Origin of the sequence: Aerolutibacter ruishenii, assembly GCF_007830115.1 — a bacterium.
GTDB classification, from domain to species: Bacteria; Pseudomonadota; Gammaproteobacteria; order Xanthomonadales; family Xanthomonadaceae; genus Aerolutibacter; species Aerolutibacter ruishenii.
Genome location: NZ_VLKP01000011.1, coordinates 45,118 through 67,584, shown reverse-complemented (window position 1 = coordinate 67,584; position 22,467 = coordinate 45,118). Strand labels below are relative to the sequence as shown.

Genomic DNA, 22,467 nt, shown 5'->3' with positions numbered 1-22,467 from the left:
ACCCGGCCACCGTCGTGCGATGGCGCGGACCGGCCGGTCAGGCCGCCTGCCCGACCGTGCGATCGCGGACGGACAGCAACGCGTAGTACAGCAATGGAATCACAACCAGCGTCAACACGGTGCTGACGAGGATGCCGAAGATCAACGATACCGCCAGTCCGTTGAAGATGGGATCGTCGAGGATGAAGAACGCACCCAGCATCGCCGCCACGCCGGTCAGCACGATGGGCTTGGCACGCACCGCGCAGGCATCGACCACGGCTTCGGCCAGCGGCACGCCGCGCGCGGTTTCCTGGTTGATGAAGTCCACCAGCAGGATCGAATTGCGCACGATGATGCCGGCCAGCGCGATCATGCCGATCATGCTGGTGGCGGTGAACTGCGCGCCCAGCAGCGCATGGCCCGGCATCACGCCGATCACGGTCAGCGGGATCGGCGCCATGATCACCAGCGGCACCACGTAGCTGCGGAACTGCGCCACCACCAGCAGGTAGATCAGCACCATGCCGGCGGCATAGGCGATGCCCATGTCGCGGAAGGTCTCGTAGGTGATCTGCCACTCGCCGTCCCACTTGATGGCGAAGCCGCTGGTGTCCTGTGGCTGGGCGATGAAGGTCTGCGCCAGCGTCTGCCCGCCGATGGCGTTGTCCGACACCTGGCCGACCAGGTCGAACATGCCGTACAGCGGGCTGTCGAACTCGCCGGCCTCGTCGCCCAGCACATAGACCACGGGCAGCAGGTCCTTGTGGTGGATGGCGCCGTCCCACGGGGCCTTGCGCACCGTCACCAGTTCCGACAGCGGCACCAGTTGGCCCTGGCCGCCGCGCACCTTCACCGCGAGCAGGCGCTCGGTGCTGGCCTGGTCGCCAGGCGGCAGGCGCAGGCGCACCGGACGTGGGTACTTGGACGCGCCATCGTGCACGTAGGTGGCGTCGAAACCCGCCACGGCGGCGGCGAGTGCGTCGCTGATCGCGACCTGCGGCACGCCCAGGCGCGCGGCACGGGCACGGTCGACCACCATCACTTCGCGCAGCGCATCGGTCTCCACCGTGGTATCGACATCGACGATGCCCTCGGTGTTGAGGAAACGCTGCTCCAGCGCCTTGGCCAGCTTGCGGCTGGTGGCGTAATCCGGGCCGTAGACTTCCGCCACCAGCGGCGACAGCACCGGAGGGCCGGGGGGCACTTCCACCACCTTCACCGAGGCGTCGTGGCGGCGACCGACTTCGGCCAGCTTCGGCCGCAGGTCGCGGGCGATCTCGTGACTCTGGCGGTCACGCTCGTGCTTGTCCACCAGGTTGACCTGCAGGTCGCCCACGTTGCTGCCGCTGCGCAGGAAGTACTGGCGCACCAGGCCGTTGAAGTTGATGGGTGCGGCGGTGCCAGCATAGCCCTGGTAGTCCAGCACTTCGGGCACGGTGTCGACCACCGCCGCCAGCTCGGTGAGCAGCGCGTTGGTGTCTTCCAGCGTGCGCCCCTCGGGCAGGTCGACGATCACCTGCAGTTCCGACTTGTTGTCGAACGGCAGCATCTTCATCACCACCAGTTGGAACACCGCCAATGACGCCGCCAGCACCACCAGCGCGGCCATGCCGCCAAACAGCACCTGGCGGCGACGCCCGCCCGTTCTGGCGTCGAGGAACGGACGCATGATCCTGCCGAACAGGCGGTGCAGCCAAGTGTCGAGATGGTCGGGCACACGCATGGAGGTGTCAACGGCGGGCTGCGCGGAGGGTTCGACGGTTCTGCCGTCCGAGTCCGAAGTGGCCACCCGTGTGCCAACATCGGAAGTTGAAACCTGACCCGTCGCATGCGCAGGCCCGTGCCGTCGCAACAACTTCAGCGACAGCCACGGCGTCACGATCAGCGCGATGGCCAGCGACAGCAGCATGCCCACCGACGCATTGATCGGGATCGGGCGCATGTACGGGCCCATCAACCCGGACACGAACGCCATCGGCATCAGCGCCGCGATCACGGTGAACGTGGCGAGGATGGTCGGGCCGCCCACTTCGTCCACCGCCGGCGGGATCGCCTCGCGCAGGGTCTTGCCGCCCCGGGCCATGTGCCGGTGGATGTTCTCCACCACCACGATGGCGTCATCGACCAGGATGCCGATGGAGAAGATCAGCGCGAACAGCGACACGCGGTTCAGGGTGAGGCCCATCGCCCACGAAGCGAACAACGTCAGCGCCAGCGTCAGCACCACCGCGCTGCCGACCACGATCGCCTCGCGCCAGCCCAGCGCGAACAGCACCAGCAGCACCACCGAGCCGGTGGCGAACACCAGCTTCTGGATCAGCTTCTGCGCCTTGTCGGTGGAGGTCTGGCCGTAATCGCGGGTCACCGTGACGTTGACGCCTTCGGGGATCAACTCACCCTTGAGCTGCTCGACGCGTTGGGTGGCCCCCGTGGTGATGTCGGCGGCATTGCTGCCAGGCTTCTTGGCGATGGCGATGGTCACCGCCGGTGCAATGCCCTGCGCGGGACCGGCCTTTCCGGCCGGCGCACCGTGCCATGCATAGCGACTGGCGATGTCGCCGCCGGCGCGGATCTGCGCCACGTCAGACAGGCGCAACGGCTGGCCACCGGAGAGGCCAATGACCAGCTCACGCACGTCGTCGGCATTGGCGAGGAAGGTGCCGGCGGTGACCGGCACAGCCGCGCCGCTGCCCACGCGCTCGCCCACCTGCTGCACCGCATTCGCTGCCCGCAATGCCTGGCCGAGGTCGGCCACGGTCAGGCCATACGCGGCGAGCTTGGTGGGGTCCAGCGTCACCGACACCACCCGGTCCGGCGCGCCGATGGTATAGACATCGCGGCTGCCCGGGATGCGCTTGAGTTCGGTTTCCAGCGAGTGCGCGACTTCCGTCAGTTCGGTGGCCCCGCGCCGCGGATCGTCGGTCCACAACGTCAGTGCCATCACCGGCACGTCGTCGATGCCCTTGGGCTTGATCAGCGGCTGGCCCACGCCCATGCCGGGCGGCAGCCAGTCCTGGTTGGAAAACACCTGGTTGTACAGGCGCACGATGGCCGGCTGCCGCTCCACGCCCACGGTGTATTCCACGGTGAGCACCGCCATGCCGGGTCGGCTGATCGAGTAGACGTGCTTGACGCCTTCGATCTCCGACAGCTTCTGTTCCAGCGGCGTGCTGACCAGCTGCTCCACGTCGCGCGCGCTCGCGCCCGCGAACGGCACGAACACGTTGGCCATGGTCACGTCGATCTGCGGTTCTTCCTCGCGCGGGGTGATCAACACCGCCACCAGGCCCAGCAGCAGGCCCATGATCGCCAGGATCGGGGTCAGCGGATTGGCCTGGAACGCCGCGGCCAACCGCCCGGATATGCCGAAGCGGTTGCGCGGTTCAGTCATGGCCCGCCGCTCCCGTTCCCGCGCCGGCGGCCTTGCGCTGCGCGGCCAGCGCCTGCACCGCCGCGATCGGATCGGCGGCGACCACGTCGCCTGCCTTCAACCCGGCCAGCACCTCGATGCGCTCGCCGCTGCGCTGGCCCAGACGCACCTGCCGCAGGGCGATGCGGTTGCCGGCGATGACATACACGCCGCTGACCTCGCCGCGCTGCACCAGCGCGCTGGCCGGAATGTTGACCGTGCCGACCGGGACCGCGGCCGCGATCGGGAACAACACCTTGGCCGTGACGCCCGGCACCGGGGCCTTTTCCAGGTCCGGCAGTGTTACGCGCACACTGACGCTGTGCGTGGCGGGATCGGCCGCGGGAAACACCACCACTTCGGCAGCGTCGACCGTGCGGCCATCGGCCAGCGCGACACGGGCACGTCCGGCTGCGCGGATGGCGTCGGCCTCCGACTGCGGCACCTGCACCTCGATGCGCAACGCGCCCGGTGCATACATCGCCATCAGCGGCTGGCCCGGGGCCACGCTTTCGCCCGGCTCCACGCGCCGCGCACTGACGATGCCGGAAAATGGCGCGCGGACCACGGTGTAATCCGTCTGCTGGCTGGCCTGCGCCACCTGCGCACGCGCCGCGTCACGTGCGGCCACGGCACTGTCACGCGCGGCGCGTGCCTGGTCGATCTGCGAACGCGACACGTACTGCCCACTCGCGAGCGCGGCGTAGCGGCGGTAGTTGGCCTCCGCTTCCGCCGCAGCCGCCTCGGCCGCACGCAGCTGTGCGCGTGCGGTGTTGACACCTGCCTGCTGCTCCACCGCGGTCAGCCGCAGCAGCACGTCGCCCCTGTCCACGCGGGCGTTGACGTCGACGTTGACGACCGTGACCCGGCCGGCGGTCTGCGCGGTCAGGTCGGCCTGCTGCACGGCTTCGACCACGCCGTCCCACCGGCTGCCCGTTGCGTCGGTGGTGCCACCCACGGTCAGGGTCTGCAGTTTGGGCAACGGTGGCATCGCCGGTGCGGTGGGTTCACTGCCGCAGGCCGCCAGGGCGAGCAACGTGGAGGCAATCAGGGCGGTACGCAGCGGCTTCATCGCAAAGGCAATCCGTGGGGTAAAAAGCCGGCCCGCCTCATGCGGAACGGAGGGGGACGCGTGCGGCGGTCAATTGCAGCAGCTGGTGCCGTTGCCGTTGCGGCCAATACCGAGCTTCTTCATCACCATGCCCGCCGGGCAGAACCCGGTGAACGCGGACTGGAAGAGGTTCGCGCCGATGAAGGCAGTCAGCCACCAGAAGTTGGGATGCACGAATTTGGTCAGCACGATGCTGACGAGGATCATGACGCCGGCAAAGGCCATGATGGCGCGGTCGAGGCTCATGGTGGTTCTCCTGGAAAATGCAGCGGTTTGAAGGGTGGTGATGAGGTGGACCACGGGCCCTAAGTTCGTGGTGATGGAGCGAGTGGCGTGACGTTGGCTTACTTGTCGCCGTTCTTGAGGCGTTCGATGCCCAGCACACCAAGCGCGTACTTCTCGTAGATCGGCTCGGAGGTGCCGTGGCGCATCTTGTAGAGGAAGTACTTCTCGAATCCCAACTTGGCCAGGTGCACCCACTTTCCGATCTTCGTCCACGTCACGTTGCGCGGCGGGATCTGTGGCAATGCCACGAACGCGGCGCCGGTGTCGCCCATGTCGGCCAGGCACACCGCGTTCCACGTGCCTTCGAACGTGGCGGGCTTGCCCTGCAACTCGGCGTGGATGTTGCGCACGATGGTGGTGACCATCGACTCGATCATGAAACCCGTCTTGGGCGCGCCGGTCGGGATCGGCGTAGCCTCCACCGGAGGGATCGCCACGCACACGCCAGCGGCGAAGATCTGCGGGTATTTCGGGCTGCGCTGGTGCTTGTCGACGATGACGAAGCCGCGCGGGTTGCACAGGCCTTCGACCGCAGCCACCGCATCCACGCCCTTGAACGCCGGCAGCAGCATCGAGTACTTGAAGGGCAGCACGTGTTCCTTCAGGGGCTGGCCCTGCGCATCGTGCTCGACCACCACCACTTCGCCCGGGCGCACTTCCTGCACCTTGGCATTGGTGATCCAGTGGACGTGGCGCTGGCGCATCTCCGACTCCATCAGACCCTTGGAGTCACCCACCCCGCCCAGGCCCATGTGGCCGATGTACGGCTCGCTGGTGACGAACGTCATCGGCACCTTGTCGCGGAGCTTGCGCTTGCGCAGGTCGGCATCGAGGATCATCGCGAACTCGTAGGCGGGGCCGAAGCAGCTCGCGCCCTGCACGGCACCGATCACCACCGGGCCGGGGTCCTGCACGAAGGCCTGGTAGGCCTCCCACGCGTGCTGCGCGTGCGGCGTGGTGCACACCGACTGGGTGTGACCGGCGTCCGGCCCGGTGCCCGGCACCTCATCGAAGGCCAGCTTGGGGCCCGTGCAGACCAGCAGGTAGTCATAGTCCAGCACCTCGCCCGCGCCGGTGTGGACCTGCCGCGCCTGCGCGTCGATGCGCTGCGCGCCCGAGCCATGGAACGCGATGTCCTTGTGGCCCAGATGCTCGGCGGCCGGCAAGGTGATGGCGTCCGGCGTTCGCCAACCGACCGCCAACCACGGGTTCGACGGGGTAAAGCTGAAGCGGTCACCAAGGCCGACCACGCTGATTGCGTGCGTTTTTCCCAGGGCTTCCCGCAATTCGTACGCGGCGGACATGCCACCGAGCCCCGCGCCCAATACCACGATCCTGGCCATGGCCTACCCCCCGGGAGTCCGCATTCCGCCGCGGCGCGGCGGTTCACGGCATAACATTAGATCTTTCTTATATTCGTGTCAACTGATATATTGCAGCTACCCCCACCCGGAGCCAGAACATGACCCTCACCGCCGCCGACCTGGTCGCCGATGCCCGCCGCCAGATCCGTGAGATCAACCCGTCCGAGTTCGCATCCGACACGCGGGGCAGCGTGCTGATCGACGTGCGTGAACCCGCCGAATTCGAAACCGGCCACATCGTCGGCGCGGTCAACATCCCGCGTGGTGTGCTGGAGTTCCAGGTCGACGCCCACCCGGCCGTGGCCAACGTCAGCGACCCGGCCCTGTCGCACAAGGAGCAGCCGATCGTGGTGTACTGCCGCACCGGCGGTCGCTCGGCACTGGCCGCGCTGAACCTGCAGCGCATGGGCTTCAAGAACGTGCGCTCCCTCGCCGGCGGCATCACCGATTGGACCAACGCCGGCCTGCCACTCACCCAACGCTGACCTGCCCCATGGCCGCACCCCGTAAATCACCATCGTTACCCGTCATCGATCCTGAATCGATGCGTGCCCACGCGGCCGACGCCGCGCGGTTGCTCAAGGCGCTGGGCAACGAGAACCGGCTGATGCTGCTGTGCCTGCTGGTGGAGGGCGAACGCTCGGTGGGTGAGCTCAACGCGCGGCTGGCCCTCAGCCAGCCGGCGCTGTCCCAGCACCTGGCCGTGCTGCGCGCGGATGGCCTCGTGAACACGCGTCGCGAAGCACAAACCATCTATTATTCGCTGGCCGAGGGCCCGGCGCAGCGCATCATCGGCACGCTGCACGGCATCTACTGCGCCGACGAGCGACCGCTATGCGAGGGAGCGTGATGAACGAAGCATTGAATATCGAGCCGTTCTTCCATGACGGCACCGGCACGTGGAGCTACGTCGTGCACCGGGGCGCCGATGCCGTGGTCATCGACCCGGTGCTGGACTACGACGCGCGCTCGGGCCGCATCGCCACCGACAGCGCTCGCCACCTGCTGGCCTACGTGGTGGAGCACGGGCTGACGGTGCACCGCATCCTCGAAACCCATGCGCACGCTGACCACCTGACGTCGGCGGCATTCCTGCGCGCGCGCACCGGGGCGCCGGTCGCGATCGGGCACGGCATCCGTTCGGTGCAGGCACACTTCGCGGACCTATTCCAGCTGACCAGCGACGACCCGGCGCTGCACGACGCGTTCGATGCGCTGCTCGAAGACGGTGAGGTGATCGAGTCCGGTGCGCTGCGCATCGAAGTACTGGCCACCCCCGGGCATACCGCCGACAGCCTCAGTTACCGCATCGACGGCAATGTGTTCGTGGGCGACACCGTCTTCGCGCCGGACATCGGCACCGCGCGCTGCGACTTCCCTGGCGGCAGCGTCGAGCAGCTGTACCACTCGGTCCAGCGCTTGTATGCGATGCCCGATGAAGCCACGCTGTGGCTGTGCCACGATTACCCGCCGGCTGGGCGCGAGCGCCGTGCAAGCGTCAGCGTGGGCGAGCAGAAGCGCGACAACCGCATGCTCGATGGCGGAACCTCGCTGGAAGCGTTTGCCGAAGCCCGGCACGCACGCGACGCCGGGCTGCCGGCGCCGAACCTGCTGTATCCCTCGTTGCAGGTGAATATCCGCGGCGGTCGCCTGCCGGCGGAAGATCCGCACGGCAGGCGCCATCTTAGTACGCCGCTGCGCATCGAGGCGCCGGCTGACGGGCTGATCTGAGCGTCAGCGATTGACCTGGATGGCTTCCAGCGTATTCGCGCCTTCACCGGCGTACGCTGCAATCGGACCAAAGTCGATCGGCACGCGTACGCGCGATGCGACGGCCGCACCCGCGCTGTAAGCGGGATTGAAGCGCCACTTCATCACAGCCTCGCGGGCGGCATTGTCCAGCACGGCTTGGCCCGAGGAACGGGCGACCGCGACCGCGGCCACCTCGCCGTCGGCGCGCACGTCCACTTCCAACATCACGCGGCCCTCCAGTGATTCGCCTTTCGGATACGCCGGCGGCGACATGCGGGCAACGGTGGCGCCGGCATCCGCCACGCCAGCGCGCGGGGCGGAGGCCGGGGAGAGCGGCGGCGCGGCAGCGCCGTTCGCATCGGGAACGCAGGTGAAGCGGCCGTTGGCTTCGTCTGTGTATACCGTGCCGTTGCACACGTGGCTGCCATCCGCCGCCACTGGATCCCATGCGCCTTCGAAGTGCGGGGCAACCTCCTTGATGCGAACGCGCGTTTGATGCCGTGCAGCGGGAGCGCCGCCTGCTTGCTCCGGCGTCGGCACTACGATGCGCTTGGCCACGATCCGAGCGCCATCCGACGGAGGAACCGGGGGCAGGGACGCACCGTTTGCGGGAGCCAATGGGGATGCCGCCGGCACGGGCGGGGGCCCCATCCCACGCACACCCGCCAATGCGGGCGGAGCAGGGGGTGCGGGAGGCGCCGCGGCCGGCAAAGTCGGCACCGACGGAATCCCGGCGGGCGGTGCTGGTGGCAGCGGAGCGGCGGGCAGTTGGCCGCGCGTGCTCAACTTCATCGCCAACTCGACGCCCTGGAAGGCACCCGGTGCCGGCTCCTCGCCTATGCGGATCACCGCCTGCTTGCCATCGACCACCACCAGCTTGGGTTTGCCGACCACCTTCCCACCCTGTGTCAGCACCGCATCCAACTGGATGCGATCGCCGGACAGCGGCTTCATCGTCGCTTCCATCCGATATGCACTGGCGCCCTCGCCCACCGAGATGGCGAACGGCTCACCGGCGCGATTGGCGATGACGAAGGATTCTTCCTGGTTGGCATCCACACGGGCCTCGATACTGGCCATCACGTGGCCCTCGGGCAATTCACGGGTACCGGTGGCGATCGGAGCGCTCGCGGGTTGCGCCGACCACGCGGCAAACCCCACGCCCAGCGTGAGCCCGGTCATCAACAGCACACCACCGGCAATGCGGGCGCGCGATGGAACGGGGCGGATCAGCATGGCGATTCTCTCCTTGAGCGGGTGGCCGAAGCCCCAATGGCAGGCCAGCGGCAGCGGGTACGCCGCCAACTGGGTCTTGAACATCGCTTCGCCATAGCGACGGCGGGCGTGCGGATAACGGGCAATCACGCGCTGGTCGCAGGCCAACTCCTGATCATGGCGGAATGCGAACCACGCCACGTGGACCAGCGGGTTGAACCAGAACGCGCAGCGCAGCGCCGAGGCGAAGGCGTTGCTGTGCAGGTCGCCGGCGCGGATGTGCAGGCGTTCGTGGGCCTGCATGAGCGCGCGCTCGTCGGCGTCATAACGCTGTTCAAAGTCGATGGGCACCACCACCCGCGGACGCACTAGACCGATCGCAGCCGGCAGGCCCGCCACGGCGGCCGCTTCGTGCAGCCCATCCGGGCGTGCGCGCACCGGCCCCATCGCTCGGTGGAATCGGCGCTGCTGGTGGATCATCCACAGCAGCAACAGCGTTGCACCCACGCCCCATGTCGCCAGCCACCATGGCGAGGTGTCCACCGGCGCCGCGATGACGACCGGCGTGGCGGCGGCCACCGCCCGGGTGGTGACCGGAGCGACCACCATCGGGACCGCCGGCTGCACCGCGGCCGGCAGCAGCACCGCGACCAGCGCGGCCGGCACCAGCCACCATGCGGCGTACGCAACGCGCGCACCGAATGCGCTGCGCAGCACGCGCCGCAACAGCAGCACCAGTGCCACCGCAGCGCTTACCGCCAGCGTGGCTTCGAACAAGGCGTCCAACAGCTCAGCGCTTGCCATCGTCGATCTCCTCGAGCAGCTTGCGTAGTTCGGCGATGTCCTTGCGGCTCAGCTTGCGGTGCTGGCTGAAGTGCGCGACCAGCGGCGCAACGCGCCCGCCGAATAGCCGGTCGAGCAGGCTCTCGCTCTCATCCAGCACCCAGTCCTCGCGGCGCAGCACCGGCGCGTACAGGTAGCGACGCCCATCCTTCTCCGCGGTGATGGCACCCTTCTTCAGCAGGCGGTTGAGCAGGGTCTTGATCGTGGCCTCCTGCCATTGCCGGGCATCGCCCAACGCGGCTACCACGCCGTCGGCGGCCAACGGATGGCGACGCCAAAGCACGTCCATCACGATCGATTCGGCTTCGCTGATCTGCAACGCCCTCTCCGTTTACGTCCGTAATCATAATTTAGATTACACATGTAAATGACCCTGTCAAGCCCTTTCTTCCAGGCAGGGCGACACGGGCAGGAACGGGCAATGGCCAGGTGGCAGACGGGGCGACTCCGCCTGCCACCCCCTCAGTCGTGGCGCAACGCGGCGATCGGGTCCAGTCGCGCGGCCTGCCGCGCCGGGTACACCCCAAACGCCAGGCCGATGCCGGCGCAGAACCCCACCGACAACAGGATCGGCACCGGCGCCCACGCGACTTGCCAGTCCGCGAAGGCGGCAATGGCATAGGCCAGCAGCGTGCCGAACAGCAGACCCAGCAGGGCGCCCGCAACGCAGATCACCGTGGCCTCGCGCAGGAACTGGGCGATCACGTCGCGGCGACGCGCACCGAGCGCGCGCAGCAGGCCGATCTCGCGCCGGCGCTCCAGCACGTTGGCCAGCATGATGTTCATGATGCCGATGCCGCCCACCAGCAGGCTGACGCCGGCAATCGCACCCATCACCACGCGGAAGATGCGCTGGGTCTTCTGGTGCTGCTGGAACAGCTGCTGCGGCACCACCAGGCGGTAATCGTCCTCGCCCGCGTGGCGCTTCTCCAGCACTGCGTCGAGAACGCGCGCCCCAGCCGCCAATTGCTCCGGCGCGGTCAGGCGCAGCAGGAAGCGATCCACCTCATCCTCCTGCTCCTTGAAGGCGAAGCGCGCGCGGGCGCTGGCCAGCGGCACGTAGATGCGGTTGCTCTCCACGCCCAGCTTGACCCCTTCGAACTGGTCCTTGCCCAGGTCGCGGTCGGCCAGCACGCCCACTACGCGCAACCACACATGGTTGACCTTGAAATGCTGTCCCACCGCATTCCGCCCCGGGAACAGCGCGGTCGCGGCCTGGTGGCCGAGTACGGCCACCGCGGCCAGGCTGGCATCGTCGGCGGCGCTCAACGCGCGGCCGCTGGCCACGTTCAACGACGAGAGGCTGAACCACTCCGGGCTGACGCCGCTGGCTTCGGCGTCGACACTACCGAACTCGCTGAACACGCCGTGGGTGCGGATCGGTTTTTCCGCCGCATAGCGTTCCGCGCCGGGCACCACCGCAAGCGCGGCCGCGGCGTCGGCCAGGTTCAGGCCCAGGCTGCGCGCGCGCGTCTCCTTGAGGGTCTGCTCGTCCTGCGGCACCGCTTCGGCGATCAGGTTGTGCAGGCCCAGGCTCTCCACCATCGCCAGCGCCTCGCGCCGGCTGCCCTCGCCCACCGCCTGCATCGCGACGATGGCGCCCACGCCGAAGATCAGGCCCAGCAGCGTCAACAGCGTGCGCAGCCGGCGCCGCCACAGTTCCTCGATGGCCTCGCGCCAGATCGGTGGCAGTGCGTGCATCCAGCGGTTCATGCCTCGTCCTTTTTCTGGTCCTGCGTCGCCGCGTCGACGGCTTCGGCCTTGTCTTCGTCATCGTTCATACGCGTCAGCAGCACGGTCTCGCCGACGCGCAGCCCCTTGAGCACCTGCGAGCGCGCCGTGCCGCGTGCGCCCAGCACCACTTCGCGCCGCTGCAGTTCCCTGCCGGCCAGCACCTGGACGAAGCTCTTGCCGTCCTCGCTGCTGATGGCGATGTTGGGCACGCTCAGCGCGCTGGCCGCCTTGAACAGTTGCACCTGCGCGCGCATGCGCTGCCCCGGCACCAGGCGGAAGTCGCGCACCGCCGTCGCCGGCACCGGCGCCTTCATCGACACGTATTTCACTGGACTCTGCCGACTGCGCACCTTGGCGCCGCTGGCCACCCACGACAGCTTCGTGGTGATCGCCTGCCCGGGCCGACCGACCGGCGCCAGCAGTACTGTGTCGCCGGCCTTGAGCCCTTGCGCTTCCAACTGCGGCAGCGACAGTTCCACCTCCATCGCGGACACGTCCGGCAGGCTGCCGAACTCGAAGCCGGCGCGCAACGAAGAACCCACCTGCGGCTTGTCGCCGGTCCAGTTGGCGGCCAGCATCAGCACGCCATCGTGCGGTGCACGCAGTTCCAGCGCATCCAGGTCGTCCTGGCGGCGCTTGGCGTTGATCGTGTAGGTCGCGCGTTGCGCGTCCAGCACCGCCAGTTCGGCGCCGCCGCGGTGACCGAGCTGGCCCTGCCGCCATTGCAGGGTGTCCTGCTTGGTGCCGAGGAAACGCACGTCCTGCACCGCATCGAGCACCTCGTTGCGGGCGATGGTGTCGATGTCGGCATCGGCGTAGCGGCGGGCGATGCCCAACTGCGTACCCACCTGCGACAGGTCCACCGCGACACGCCCACGCCCGGTGGCCAGGTCGCCTTCCTTGCCCGCGCGCGCCAACGCATTGCGTTCCAGGTCGACCATGGCCTGGGCAAGCTCCAGCTTGCCCTGCTCCGCACTGAAGCGGGCGATGAGCTCACCCTTCCTTACCGGCGATCCCTCCGGCAGCGCCCATGCCAGTTGTCGCTCCGCCCATTGCGAGCCAGGCACCATCAGCGGCGTGGACTTGGCCGACTTCAGCTCGCCGTCGCCGTGCACGCTGAGCAGCAACGGGCCGGCGGTGACGGTTTCCACCACAGGCGCTGCCGCTTCATGGCCACAGCCGGCCAACGCCAGCAGCAACGACATCGCCACCACGCGCGGCGCGATCATGCCCCCACTCCCGCGCCCAGTTCGACGCTGACCGGTTGCCCCGGGCGGAGCTTGCTATCGCGATCGGACAGGGTGATCTCCAGGTCCAGGATCGGCACCGGCTTCACCCGCGATTTGCTGCGCACCGCACGGCCGATGCGCGTGACCTTGCCACGCAACGCGCTGCCGGCGCCGCCTTCCACCACCACGCGCGCCGGCGCACCCAGCACGACCTTGGCCAGGTCGCGCTCGGGCAGCTCGGCACGCACCGCCAGCGTGCGCGTGTCAGGGATCTCGGCCACGCCCTGCCCGCGCCACACCTGCGAGCCCACGTCGAACTTCTCGCCGCTCCAGGTGCTCTTGTGCATCATCAGGCCATCGCGCGGGGCGAGGATGTTGAGTGCGCCCAGCGAGCGCTGGATCACCGCAACTTCGCCCTGCAGCTGCGCCACCTCGGAACCGACCAGCCGCCGCTCCTGCACGCGCTGCTCGGCCGCCAGGCGTTGGCGGCGCTGGATCAATGCCTGGCGCTGCTCGGCCTTGCGCCGCTCCACCATCAGCTTGCGGTACTGCACGCCGGCAATCAGCGCCTCGGGCTGCTGGGTCTTGCGCTCGGCCTTCTCGCGCAGCGACACCGCCTCGGCGGTAGCCAGGGCTTCGTTGCGCTCGCGCTCGGCCAGTTCCAGCAGCAGCTTGTCCAACTGGGTCTGCTTTTCCTTGAGCACGCTCTGCTTCTCCATCAGGCGCTTCATCAGTTCGCTGCCGTCGAAGCCGAGCACCGGCTCGCCTTGCTTCACCGGCGCGCCGTCGGGCGCCAGCTGGGTGATGTTGAACTGCCACACATCGTCGATCGACGGTGGCATCAATGCAGCTGTCTCCCGCGCGAAAACCTCGCCATCGATCCGCAACGTGCGCGCGGCCGAGGACGCGGCGCCCTCGGCCTTGCCCGTCGGCGCTGCACCGTCGGCGGCGCAACCGCCCACGCCTGCCGCCGTCGCCAGTAACACCGCCAGCAACGTCCATTGCCCCATCGCGGCCCGCCTCATTGCGCACCTCCTGCGGCGACCCGAACGCTCATGCCCGGCAAGAGCTTCAGTCCGTGCCCGGGCTGAAATGCCACGTCCACCTGGAAATAGCGGCCTTCGCCCCACTCCTGCTTGCGGTCGGGCGCACCGGCAATCGCGGTGATGCGGCCAGCCAGCTGCCGGTCGGGCAACGCGTCGAACGCCAGGGTCACCGGCTGGCCGATGGCCAGGCCGCGGCGGTCCGGTTCCAGCGCCCAGGCGCGCACGCGCATCGCGCCGCCGCTGACCACTTCGCCGGCCTTGCTGCCCGGCATGGTGGAGGAGCCCTCGTCGATGCGCCCACCGATCCAGTTGTTGTTGAAACCGTGCAGCACCACGCCGTCACGGTCGGCGCGGACTTCGGCCTGGCCGACCTGCGCATCGTGATAGTCGCGCTGCACCTGCAGCTTGCGCACCTCCAGGCTGCCATCGCCCTGGCGGCGCGCCACCACGGCACGCGCCGTCGCCAGTTCCTCGCGCTTCAGTGCGGTCTCGCGCATCGCGCGCTCCAGTTCGCCCTGGTAGCGGTCGTAGTCCAGGCCCGAAATCAGTCCCTTGGGCAGGGCGGCATCGATCCGTGCGGTGGCCAGCGTGGCATCGGCGTCCACCAGCGCCAGTTCCGCATCCACCACCTTCACCTGCAGCTCGGCCAACTCCTTGGCCATGCGCGCGCGGGCCTGGTCGATCTGCGCGTCCAGCGTGCGGATCTGGCTGGCCGACTGCCCGGCGTCGATGCGCAGCACCACGTCGCCGCGCTTCACCACGGTGCCTTCCGGCACGTAGTAGCGCAGCATCACCGGCGACATGTTGGCCTGCGGGGTGTAGATCGGCTGCGCATCCAGCGACTGCAGTTCGCCGGTGATGACGATGGCTTCGGCTTCGGCGGACGCCTTCGGCGTTGCTGATTTCGTTACAGAGGTCGCGGTGGAATTCGTGGGCGATGCAGACCGGCTGCCCACCGGCAACGTGGCAGTCGCCGTCGGCACTGTCAGTACGTGCAATGCCGCTACCGCCCCCAGCCCAACCAGCAGCGAACCGCCGGCCAGCCGCGTGCGCGACGCACGACGCCGGACCGGGGGCACGCTGTCAACGCCGTTCGTCATGCTCGATCCTCCCGTCGCGCAGGCGCACTTCTCGCGGCGCACGACTGGCGATGTCGTGGTCGTGGGTGACCATCACCACCGTCTGCCCGTCCGCATGCACTTCGTCGATCAGCGCCAGCACGTCGGCGGCGCTGCGCGAATCCAGGTTGCCGGTGGGCTCGTCGGCCAGCAGCAAGGCCGGCTTGAGCAGCAGCGCCCGTGCGATGGCCGCACGCTGCATCTGTCCGCCGGAAAGTTCATTGGGGCGATGCTCCGCACGCTCGGCCAAACCGACGCGGGCCAACAACTCACGCGCACGCGAGCCAGCATCAGCGGGTGGATCGCGGTGGAAGCGCAGCGGCAGCAGCACGTTCTCCAGCACGGTCAGGCGCGGCAGCAGATGGAAGCTCTGGAACACGAAGCCGATACGGCGGTTGCGCACGTCGCTGGTGGCTTCGTCGTCGAAGCCGGCCACGTCCTCGCCTTCGATCAGGTAACGGCCGCTGCTCGGCCGGTCCAGGCAGCCGAGGATGTTGAGCAGGCTCGACTTGCCCGAGCCCGAAGCGCCGGTGATGGCGACGAACTCACCGGCCGCCACCTGCAAATCCACGCCCGCCAACGCATGCACGGCCTGCCCGTTCATGTCGTAGCAGCGCGTGACATGTTCCAGCGTGAGCAAACACGTAGCACCCTGTTCGTACCGTGCCGACATCCATCTCGTCCTCTTAACAAGATGCAATGCGCCACCGCCCGCTGGGCACTGCATCGAAAAAGTTCCTGGGCAGTTCCTACCGCGTTATTCTCCCAGCCCCGAGAGAGTCCTTGCCGGCACTTCGGCGATACGTGAATGCGAAGGCGAGTTTGATAGGAACAGGCTGCAGGACAGACGCGGCATCTTGACAGTCGACATCGGCCGGATGGGCTGGGCGGCACAGTGCGGCTGATACATACGACCAGTTACGAACCGCGCTCATTACCGCATCGCTGAACTCCAAGGCTAGCGCTGATATCGGCGCTTGGCATCCGTCCCCATCGACAACCGGCGCGACGGATTCCACCTCTCCAGCAATGTTTACGATGAACTCGACGCACACCGTCACAGGCGGAATGTTCGACGCATGCCCAACCGGCTGAAACACAGGCAAGGTCTCATCAACCGGGGCTGCCATGAGGAAGACTTCCCCGTCGTCCACCGTATGCCGCTCCGCGCCCGGTGGAAGCAGCATCCGGGTGTCCACGCGATCCAAGGAGAAGTGCGAAGTCCGGCAACCCGCCAGGATGACCACACTGAGCAGCCCGATAACCAACATCGTTGGAGATGAATATCGCACTTGCCAATCCTGGTCGCGATGCTCGAGAAGTGGCGCCGGCAGGACATGGCCTGCGCCACGAAGTGTTACTGCTGCTGGCGCTTATCGCGCACGCAAGTCACCTTTCCCCCAGAAGCAGTGCAGGTCCAGCCTGGCGGCGATGCCACCGGGCCATCCGGAAGACTGCCACCGGAGTCTTGCGCCAAGGCAGTTCCAGCAACCAGCGCGACACACATAGCTACGGCGAACAACACACGACTCTTCATATCCATTGCTCCTTGAGTTTGCACGTCCACAACCCCCAACATCCGATGGGGCATTTGATGGTACGGAATAAGGAAGCTTGGTGCCAGTGACATCCACGTCACCAGGGTCGCCGGTTGCATGGAACAGGCCTGGATCAGAATTCACCGGCTGCTTCGACATCGTCCGGGTGAGACAACACGCGCAACGCAGCTGCCTCGCTCGCAGGTGGGCTTGCCGACGGAAACCGTGCTGTCCAAGTCAGGCGACGCCGTCGATTCAATGTGCGATACCGCTGGGATCTCGCATCCGCGACCCCGCATCTACCACAGCACCAGACGCATCACCCCCGTCAGTGGGGCTGGCGATCGCATCGTTTGAATTTCATGCACGGGATGCAAAGCTGGGGCCGCCCAAATGGATGGTTGCGTGCAACCCGGCTTCACGCAAATGAGAACGGGGCCCCAAGGCCCCGTCTGGTTTCCGTGAAGCGCAGCCCGTTCAGAGCGCCCTCGCCGCCTCCACCACCTTCTCCACGGTGAAGCCGTACTTCTCGAACAGCCTCTCCGCCGGCGCACTGGCACCGAACGTGTCGATGCCGATCACCGCGCCATCCAGGCCCACGTACTTTCGCCAGAAGTCGCTCACGCCGGCTTCGATGGCCACGCGCTTGCGGCAGGCCTTGGGCAGCACGGCTTCGCGGTACGCCGCGTCCTGGCGGTCGAACACGTCAGTCGACGGCATCGACACCACGCGCACCTTGTCGCCCAGCTGCGCGGCGGCCTGCGTGGCCAGTCCGACTTCCGAGCCGGTCGCGATCAGGATGATCTCCGGCGCGCCGACGCTGTCCTTCAGCACGTACCCGCCACGCGCGATGTCGGCCACCTGCTGCGCGCTGCGCGGCTGGTGGGCGAGGTTCTGGCGCGAGAAGACCAGACAGCTGGGGCCGTCATGGCGCACGATCGCGGCCTTCCACGACACGGCGGATTCGACCGCATCGCACGGGCGCCACACGTCGTTGTGCGGGATATAGCGCAGGCTGGCCAGGTGCTCGACCGGCTGGTGGGTCGGGCCGTCCTCGCCCAGGCCGATGGAGTCGTGGGTGTACACGTGGATGGCCTGCGCGCCCATCAGCGCGCTCATGCGCACCGCGTTGCGCGCGTAGTCGCTGAACATCAGGAAGGTCGCGTCGTACGGGATGAAGCACTCGTGCAGGCCCAGGCCGTTGCTGATCGCGGTCATCGCGAATTCGCGCACGCCGTAGTAGATGTAGTTGGCGTCCGGGTCGTCGCTGGCGACCGACTTGCTGCCCTTCCACAGGGTCAGGTTGGAGTGGGCCAGGTCGGCCGAACCGCCGACCAGTTCCGGCAGCAGCGGCGCATAGGCCTCGATCGCCATCTGCGAGGCCTTGCGCGAGGCGACCACCGGACCCTCAAGCTGCAGCTTGGCGATGTAGGCATCGGCGGCTTCAATGAAGCCTTCCGGCAATTCGTTGCGGTTGCGACGCACCAGTTCGGCAGCCAGTTCCGGGTACTGCCTGGCGTAGTTGTCGAACAGGGTGTTCCACTGGTGTTCGCGCACGGTGCCGGCGTTGCCTGCGCGCCAGCCGTCGTAGACCGCCTGCGGGATCTCGAACGGCGCATGCGGCCAGGCCAGCGCCTCGCGCGTGGCGGCGACTTCATCCTTGCCCAGCGGTGCGCCGTGGCTGGATTCCTTGCCCGCCTTGCCCGGCGAACCAAACCCGATCATGGTGCGGCAGCAGATCAGGGTCGGCTTGTCGGTGGACTTCAGTGCGGTTTCGATCGCGGTCTTGATCTCCTGCGCATCGTGGCCGTTGACGCCGCGCACGACGTTCCAGCCGTAGGCCTCGAAGCGCGCCGGGGTATTGTCGGTGAACCAGCCGTCGGTGTTGCCGTCGATGGAGATCTTGTTGTCGTCCCAGAACGCGACGAGCTTGTGCAGGCCCCAGGTGCCTGCCAGCGAGGCGGCCTCGTGCGAGATGCCTTCCATCAGGCAGCCATCGCCCATGAACACCCAGGTGCGGTGGTCGACGATGTCCAGCTCGGGGCGGTTGAAGCGCTGTGCCAGCAGTTTCTCGGCCAGCGCCATGCCCACGGCATTGGCGAAACCCTGGCCCAGCGGGCCGGTGGTGGTCTCCACGCCCGGGGTGTGGGTGTTCTCCGGGTGGCCGGCGGTCCTGCTGCCCAGTTGGCGGAAGTTCTTCAGCTCATCGATGGGCAGGTCGTAGCCGGACAGGTGCAGCAGCGCGTACTGCAGCATCGAGCCGTGGCCGTTGGACAGCACGAAGCGGTCGCGGTTGAACCACTTGGGGTTGTTGGGGTTGTGGCTGTAGTAGTCGTTCCACAGCACCTCGGCGATGTCGGCCATGCCCATCGGCATGCCGGGGTGGCCGGAGTTGGCAGCCTGGACGGCGTCGATGGCAAGGAAACGGATGGCGTTGGCGAGGTCGCGGCGGCTGGGCGTCGTCATGGGGCGGCGTGGGCGTCTGGGAAGCGGAAGGAGGCGCGGCCGGGCCTGGACGGGCGGGCCGGACGCCTATTGTCCCATCCCCGGGGGGCTGTGTCGCCCTTGGCGCTGTTCAGCTTTTACTCCGCTCGAGGTTCGGCTCCGGAGGGGGCCGGCGATCTGGCCGGACATTGCTCCTCCGCTCCATCGCGGCATCCTGCCGCGAGTCGCGGCCGCGGGCCATCCATGGCCCGCTCTACGCAATACCCGGCCAGATCACCGGCCTCAATCGGCCAAAGTCCCTCGCTCCGTTGGGAGTGCGGTCCTGTGAGCCGCAGCCTTGGTGGAAAGAGCTTCGGCCCTCGCCTTCAACGTTCAAGCAGCCGGCGAATCCACTTCCCCGCGCGACACCACCGCAGCAGCCGCCAGGTCGCCGGTGACGTTCAGCGTCGTCCGGCACATGTCCAGGAACCGGTCCACGCCCAGGATCAGGCCGATCCCTTCCGGCGGCACGCCCACCATCCCGCAGATCAGCGCCACCACCGGCAGCGAACCGGCCGGCACGCCCGCGGTGCCGATGCCGCCCAGGATGCACACGAACATCACCGTCACCTGCTGCGCCAGCGACAGCTCCACGCCGAAGAACTGCGCCAGGAACAGCACCGTCACGCCCTCGAACAGCGCCGTGCCGTTCTGGTTGGCCGTCGCGCCCACGGTCAGCACGAAGCGCGACACCCGCTTGGGCAGTCCCAGTTCCTCCTCGGCCACGCGCAGCGCGGTCGGCAGCGTGGCGTTGCTCGACGCGGTGGAGAACGCCATCACCATCGCCTCCTGCGAGCCGCGGAAGAACTTCGCCGGCGAGTAGTTGCCGATGAACTTCAGCGCCAACGAATAGGTCACGAACATGTGCAGCGCCAGCGCCAGCACGACCACGCCCACGTACGCGCCCAACCGCACCAGCAGGTCCCAGCCGAACAGTGCGGCCAGGTTGAACATGAAGCAGAACACCGCGTACGGCGCCAGCTTGATGACCATGCCGATCAGCGTCATCGACACGTCGAACAGGCCTTCGATGGCGCGTTTGAGCGTGCCGGCGGCCTCGCTGCGCGTGGCGACCAGGCCAATGCCGAGCATCAGCGCGAAGAACATCACCGCCAGGATGGCGTTGTTGGAGGCGGCGGCCACCACGTTGTCGGGCACGATGGACAGCAGCATGTCCATGCCCTTGGGCTGTTCGGCACTGCTGCTGATGATCGACTGCGCGCGCTCGGAGCCTTCGGCCAGCATCTGCTGCGCAGCGGCCCGGTCCACGCCCGCGCCAGGCTGCAGCCAGTTGACCAGCACCAGCCCGATCAGCACCGCGATCGCCGACACCACGATGGTGTACGCCAGCGTGCGCCAACCGACGCGCCCGAGCGCGCGGATGTCGCCCATCTCGGCGATGCCCACCACCAGCGCGGAGAACAGCAGCGGGATCACCAGCATGAAGATCAGGCGCAGGAACAGCGTGCCGGCAGGCTGGGTCACGTGGCTCGTCAGCCATTGCACCCAGCCCGCATCGGCGCCGGCACTGTAGTGCACGAACATGCCGAGCAGCAGGCCGGCAAAGAAACCGATCGCCATCTTCCAGTGCAAGGGCAGCTTCTTCCTGCCTTGGGCGGCGGCGTCGGCTTCGGTCATCGTGCAGGTCCCCGTTTGAGTCCCGGGAGCTTAGCAAACCGCGCCAATGGCCTCAGCGCTCCGGGTAGAGCGGCGGCAGCAGGGGGGACGACCGGACGGCCGCGGCGGACTGCCAACGCGGCCCCTTGGCAAAGGCCTCGCGCAGCGCCGCGCGGGCGGCGCGGCCATCGCCATCGGCCCAACGCGCCTGCTGCAGCAGGTCGAGGGCCTCACGCTGCCGTCGATCCGCCAGCTGCCCGCGCAGCGCATCCATGCCGGTACAGGGCTGCGGCGCTATCGCGAGCAGCGCATCGGCGACCTCGCCCAGGCTGCCGGTATCCAGCGCGCGTCGCAGCGCGCTGGGATCGCCGGTGAGCGCACCGCCGCCCGTGGGCGGGGACGGCGGCACTGCCATCCCGGCGCGCGCGGCCCGCCCGACGGCTGGATCACGCGTGCCACGATGGCTCAACCACCACACCAGGGTCAGCAGCCACAGCACGGCAAACACGACGGTGGCGACGATCCATGGGTTGTAGCGCCAGGGCGGCCCGTCCCCTGCCGCGGCCGCCTGCGTCGATGGCAATGCCAGACGGGAGGAATCGCGCGGCGCGCTGGCGGCACCGGTGCCCGGTGCGGGCGCCGCCGTCAGTCGCAACGGCGGCAGGCTCGCGATCCTCGCACTGTCCGTGCCCACGTCCCACCACGTCACCTTGACCGAGGGCACGCGCACCTCGCCGGCGGCGGTGGGCACCAGCGAGAACCGGCGCACCAGCTTCACCCGCGGCCGACCGCCGGACAGTCCCTCGTCAGCCTGTACCGGGTCGGCGAATACCTGCGCACCTTCGACCGACGACAGCTGCATCTCGGGCATCTGCGCCGCGGTCGCGCCATCGGCGATGGCCTCCACCACCAGGTCGGTGGCCGCGCCTGCGCGCAAGGACTTCGGCACGGCGCGATAGCGCAGCTCAAGCGTGTGCAGGGGTAGCCATGGCTGCGGCGCATTGGCGGGCGGCGCCTGCACCTGCAGGAAGCGCGGGCGCGCCTGCGCCTGCAATGCGCCGCCGCGGTCACCGAACAGATCGTCGAAGAATCCGCCGGTACCGCGCCCCTCGAAACTCGCGCCGGGCAGGGTGAGCGTCCCGCTGCGCTCGGGCACCAGCAGGTAGCGGCGCTCCACCACCATGTAGCGGCGCCCACCCACGTCACGCATGTACTGCGCGTCCTCGCCCACCCGTTGCAGCGCGGCGCCTTCCGGTGGGGGCTGGTCGAGCTGGCCGGACACCAGCGGCACCGCGGAGTACAGCCGCACCACCCACCCGACCGCCTGTTGCACATACGGCGATGCATCGTCGGCTTCGCTTTCGATGAACACGTTGTCGCCGCTGCGCGCCGGTGCCGGGGTGGCGGCTGCGCCCGCCACCACCAGGGTCAGCGGCGCGGTGCGGGCGTTGCCCACCACCAGCGCCGGTACGGTGAGCACGCCATCGCGGCGGGGACGCAATGCAACGCCGTACAGCGAGCGCATCGTGGCGGTGCCGTTGCGCATCTGGAACTCGCGCCGGCTGGTGTTGCCGCTCACCACGAAGTCGCGCTGCAATGGCGCGAAATCGGGCGTGGGATTGCCCGGCTGCGTCGTCTCGACGTTGAGCGTGACCGTTTCGCCGGCACCGATGCGGTCGCGGTCCAGCCACGCGCGTGTCTGCGCGGCAGCCGCCGGCATCAGTGCGAGCTGCAGGGCGA

17 protein-coding genes are annotated in these 22,467 nt (G+C 68.2%); 3 read left to right on the top strand and 14 right to left on the bottom strand.

The features are described from left to right. Positions 1-37: 37 nt before the first annotated feature. The 4 genes from IP93_RS12750 to IP93_RS12735 all read right to left on the bottom strand — a co-directional run bounded on the left by IP93_RS12750 (position 38) and on the right by IP93_RS12735 (position 6,130). Entirely contained in the window at positions 38-3,373 is a 3,336-nt protein-coding gene (locus tag IP93_RS12750; RefSeq protein ID WP_144816294.1) for an efflux RND transporter permease subunit, read from the bottom strand. Further along, positions 3,366-4,463 (bottom strand): efflux RND transporter periplasmic adaptor subunit, encoded by a 1,098-nt coding sequence (locus IP93_RS12745; protein ID WP_144816292.1) that lies wholly within the window; start codon positions 4,461-4,463, stop codon positions 3,366-3,368. The genes IP93_RS12750 and IP93_RS12745 overlap by 8 nt, the downstream gene beginning before the upstream one ends. A 69-nt stretch (positions 4,464-4,532) precedes the next feature. Next, positions 4,533-4,748 (bottom strand): YgaP family membrane protein, encoded by a 216-nt coding sequence (locus tag IP93_RS12740; protein ID WP_144816290.1) that lies wholly within the window; start codon positions 4,746-4,748, stop codon positions 4,533-4,535. Positions 4,749-4,846: 98 nt separating this feature from the next. Beyond that, positions 4,847-6,130 carry an NAD(P)/FAD-dependent oxidoreductase gene (locus IP93_RS12735; protein ID WP_144816288.1) on the bottom strand — a complete coding sequence of 428 codons (1,284 nt, stop codon included), beginning with the start codon at positions 6,128-6,130 and terminating at the stop codon, positions 4,847-4,849. A 119-nt stretch (positions 6,131-6,249) separates the two neighbouring features. Between IP93_RS12735 and IP93_RS12730 the strand changes: the two genes are divergently transcribed. Genes IP93_RS12730 through IP93_RS12720 form a run of 3 tightly spaced genes read left to right on the top strand, consistent with a single transcriptional unit; the run spans position 6,250 to position 7,882 of the window. After that, positions 6,250-6,636 carry a rhodanese-like domain-containing protein gene (locus tag IP93_RS12730; RefSeq protein ID WP_144816287.1) on the top strand — a complete coding sequence of 129 codons (387 nt, stop codon included), beginning with the start codon at positions 6,250-6,252 and terminating at the stop codon, positions 6,634-6,636. A 59-nt stretch (positions 6,637-6,695) separates the two neighbouring features. Continuing rightward, positions 6,696-7,001 carry an ArsR/SmtB family transcription factor gene (locus IP93_RS12725; protein ID WP_144816285.1) on the top strand — a complete coding sequence of 102 codons (306 nt, stop codon included), beginning with the start codon at positions 6,696-6,698 and terminating at the stop codon, positions 6,999-7,001. Then, positions 7,001-7,882, top strand: a complete 882-nt coding sequence (locus IP93_RS12720; protein ID WP_144816284.1) for an MBL fold metallo-hydrolase — start codon at positions 7,001-7,003, stop codon at positions 7,880-7,882. The genes IP93_RS12725 and IP93_RS12720 overlap by 1 nt, the downstream gene beginning before the upstream one ends. A 3-nt stretch (positions 7,883-7,885) precedes the next feature. Here the strand turns inward: IP93_RS12720 and IP93_RS12715 are convergent, their stop codons facing one another. The 10 genes from IP93_RS12715 to IP93_RS12670 all read right to left on the bottom strand — a co-directional run bounded on the left by IP93_RS12715 (position 7,886) and on the right by IP93_RS12670 (position 22,447). Further along, positions 7,886-9,922, bottom strand: coding sequence for a TonB family protein (locus tag IP93_RS12715; RefSeq protein ID WP_144816282.1), 2,037 nt, complete (start codon positions 9,920-9,922; stop codon positions 7,886-7,888). Continuing rightward, positions 9,909-10,280 carry a BlaI/MecI/CopY family transcriptional regulator gene (locus tag IP93_RS12710; RefSeq protein ID WP_144816280.1) on the bottom strand — a complete coding sequence of 124 codons (372 nt, stop codon included), beginning with the start codon at positions 10,278-10,280 and terminating at the stop codon, positions 9,909-9,911. Before IP93_RS12710 ends, IP93_RS12715 begins: the two co-directional genes overlap by 14 nt. Before the next feature lie 143 nt (positions 10,281-10,423). Next, complete coding sequence (locus IP93_RS12705) at positions 10,424-11,674, bottom strand: ABC transporter permease (RefSeq protein WP_144816279.1); 1,251 nt, start codon at positions 11,672-11,674, stop codon at positions 10,424-10,426. Next, entirely contained in the window at positions 11,671-12,924 is a 1,254-nt protein-coding gene (locus IP93_RS12700; RefSeq protein ID WP_199747223.1) for an efflux RND transporter periplasmic adaptor subunit, read from the bottom strand. Before IP93_RS12700 ends, IP93_RS12705 begins: the two co-directional genes overlap by 4 nt. Beyond that, positions 12,921-13,949, bottom strand: coding sequence for an HlyD family secretion protein (locus tag IP93_RS12695; protein ID WP_144816277.1), 1,029 nt, complete (start codon positions 13,947-13,949; stop codon positions 12,921-12,923). The genes IP93_RS12700 and IP93_RS12695 overlap by 4 nt, the downstream gene beginning before the upstream one ends. After that, positions 13,946-15,070, bottom strand: coding sequence for an HlyD family secretion protein (locus IP93_RS12690; protein ID WP_144816275.1), 1,125 nt, complete (start codon positions 15,068-15,070; stop codon positions 13,946-13,948). The genes IP93_RS12695 and IP93_RS12690 overlap by 4 nt, the downstream gene beginning before the upstream one ends. Continuing rightward, entirely contained in the window at positions 15,054-15,761 is a 708-nt protein-coding gene (locus tag IP93_RS12685; RefSeq protein WP_144816273.1) for an ABC transporter ATP-binding protein, read from the bottom strand. Before IP93_RS12685 ends, IP93_RS12690 begins: the two co-directional genes overlap by 17 nt. A gap of 1,342 nt (positions 15,762-17,103) precedes the next feature. Further along, positions 17,104-19,092 carry a transketolase gene (gene tkt, locus IP93_RS12680; protein WP_144816271.1) on the bottom strand — a complete coding sequence of 663 codons (1,989 nt, stop codon included), beginning with the start codon at positions 19,090-19,092 and terminating at the stop codon, positions 17,104-17,106. 351 nt (positions 19,093-19,443) lie between these two features. Beyond that, positions 19,444-20,748, bottom strand: coding sequence for a dicarboxylate/amino acid:cation symporter (locus IP93_RS12675; protein WP_144816270.1), 1,305 nt, complete (start codon positions 20,746-20,748; stop codon positions 19,444-19,446). 52 nt (positions 20,749-20,800) lie between these two features. Next, a complete protein-coding gene (locus IP93_RS12670; RefSeq protein ID WP_144816405.1) occupies positions 20,801-22,447 on the bottom strand; it encodes a BatD family protein in 1,647 nt (548 codons plus the stop codon). Positions 22,448-22,467 lie beyond the last annotated feature (20 nt).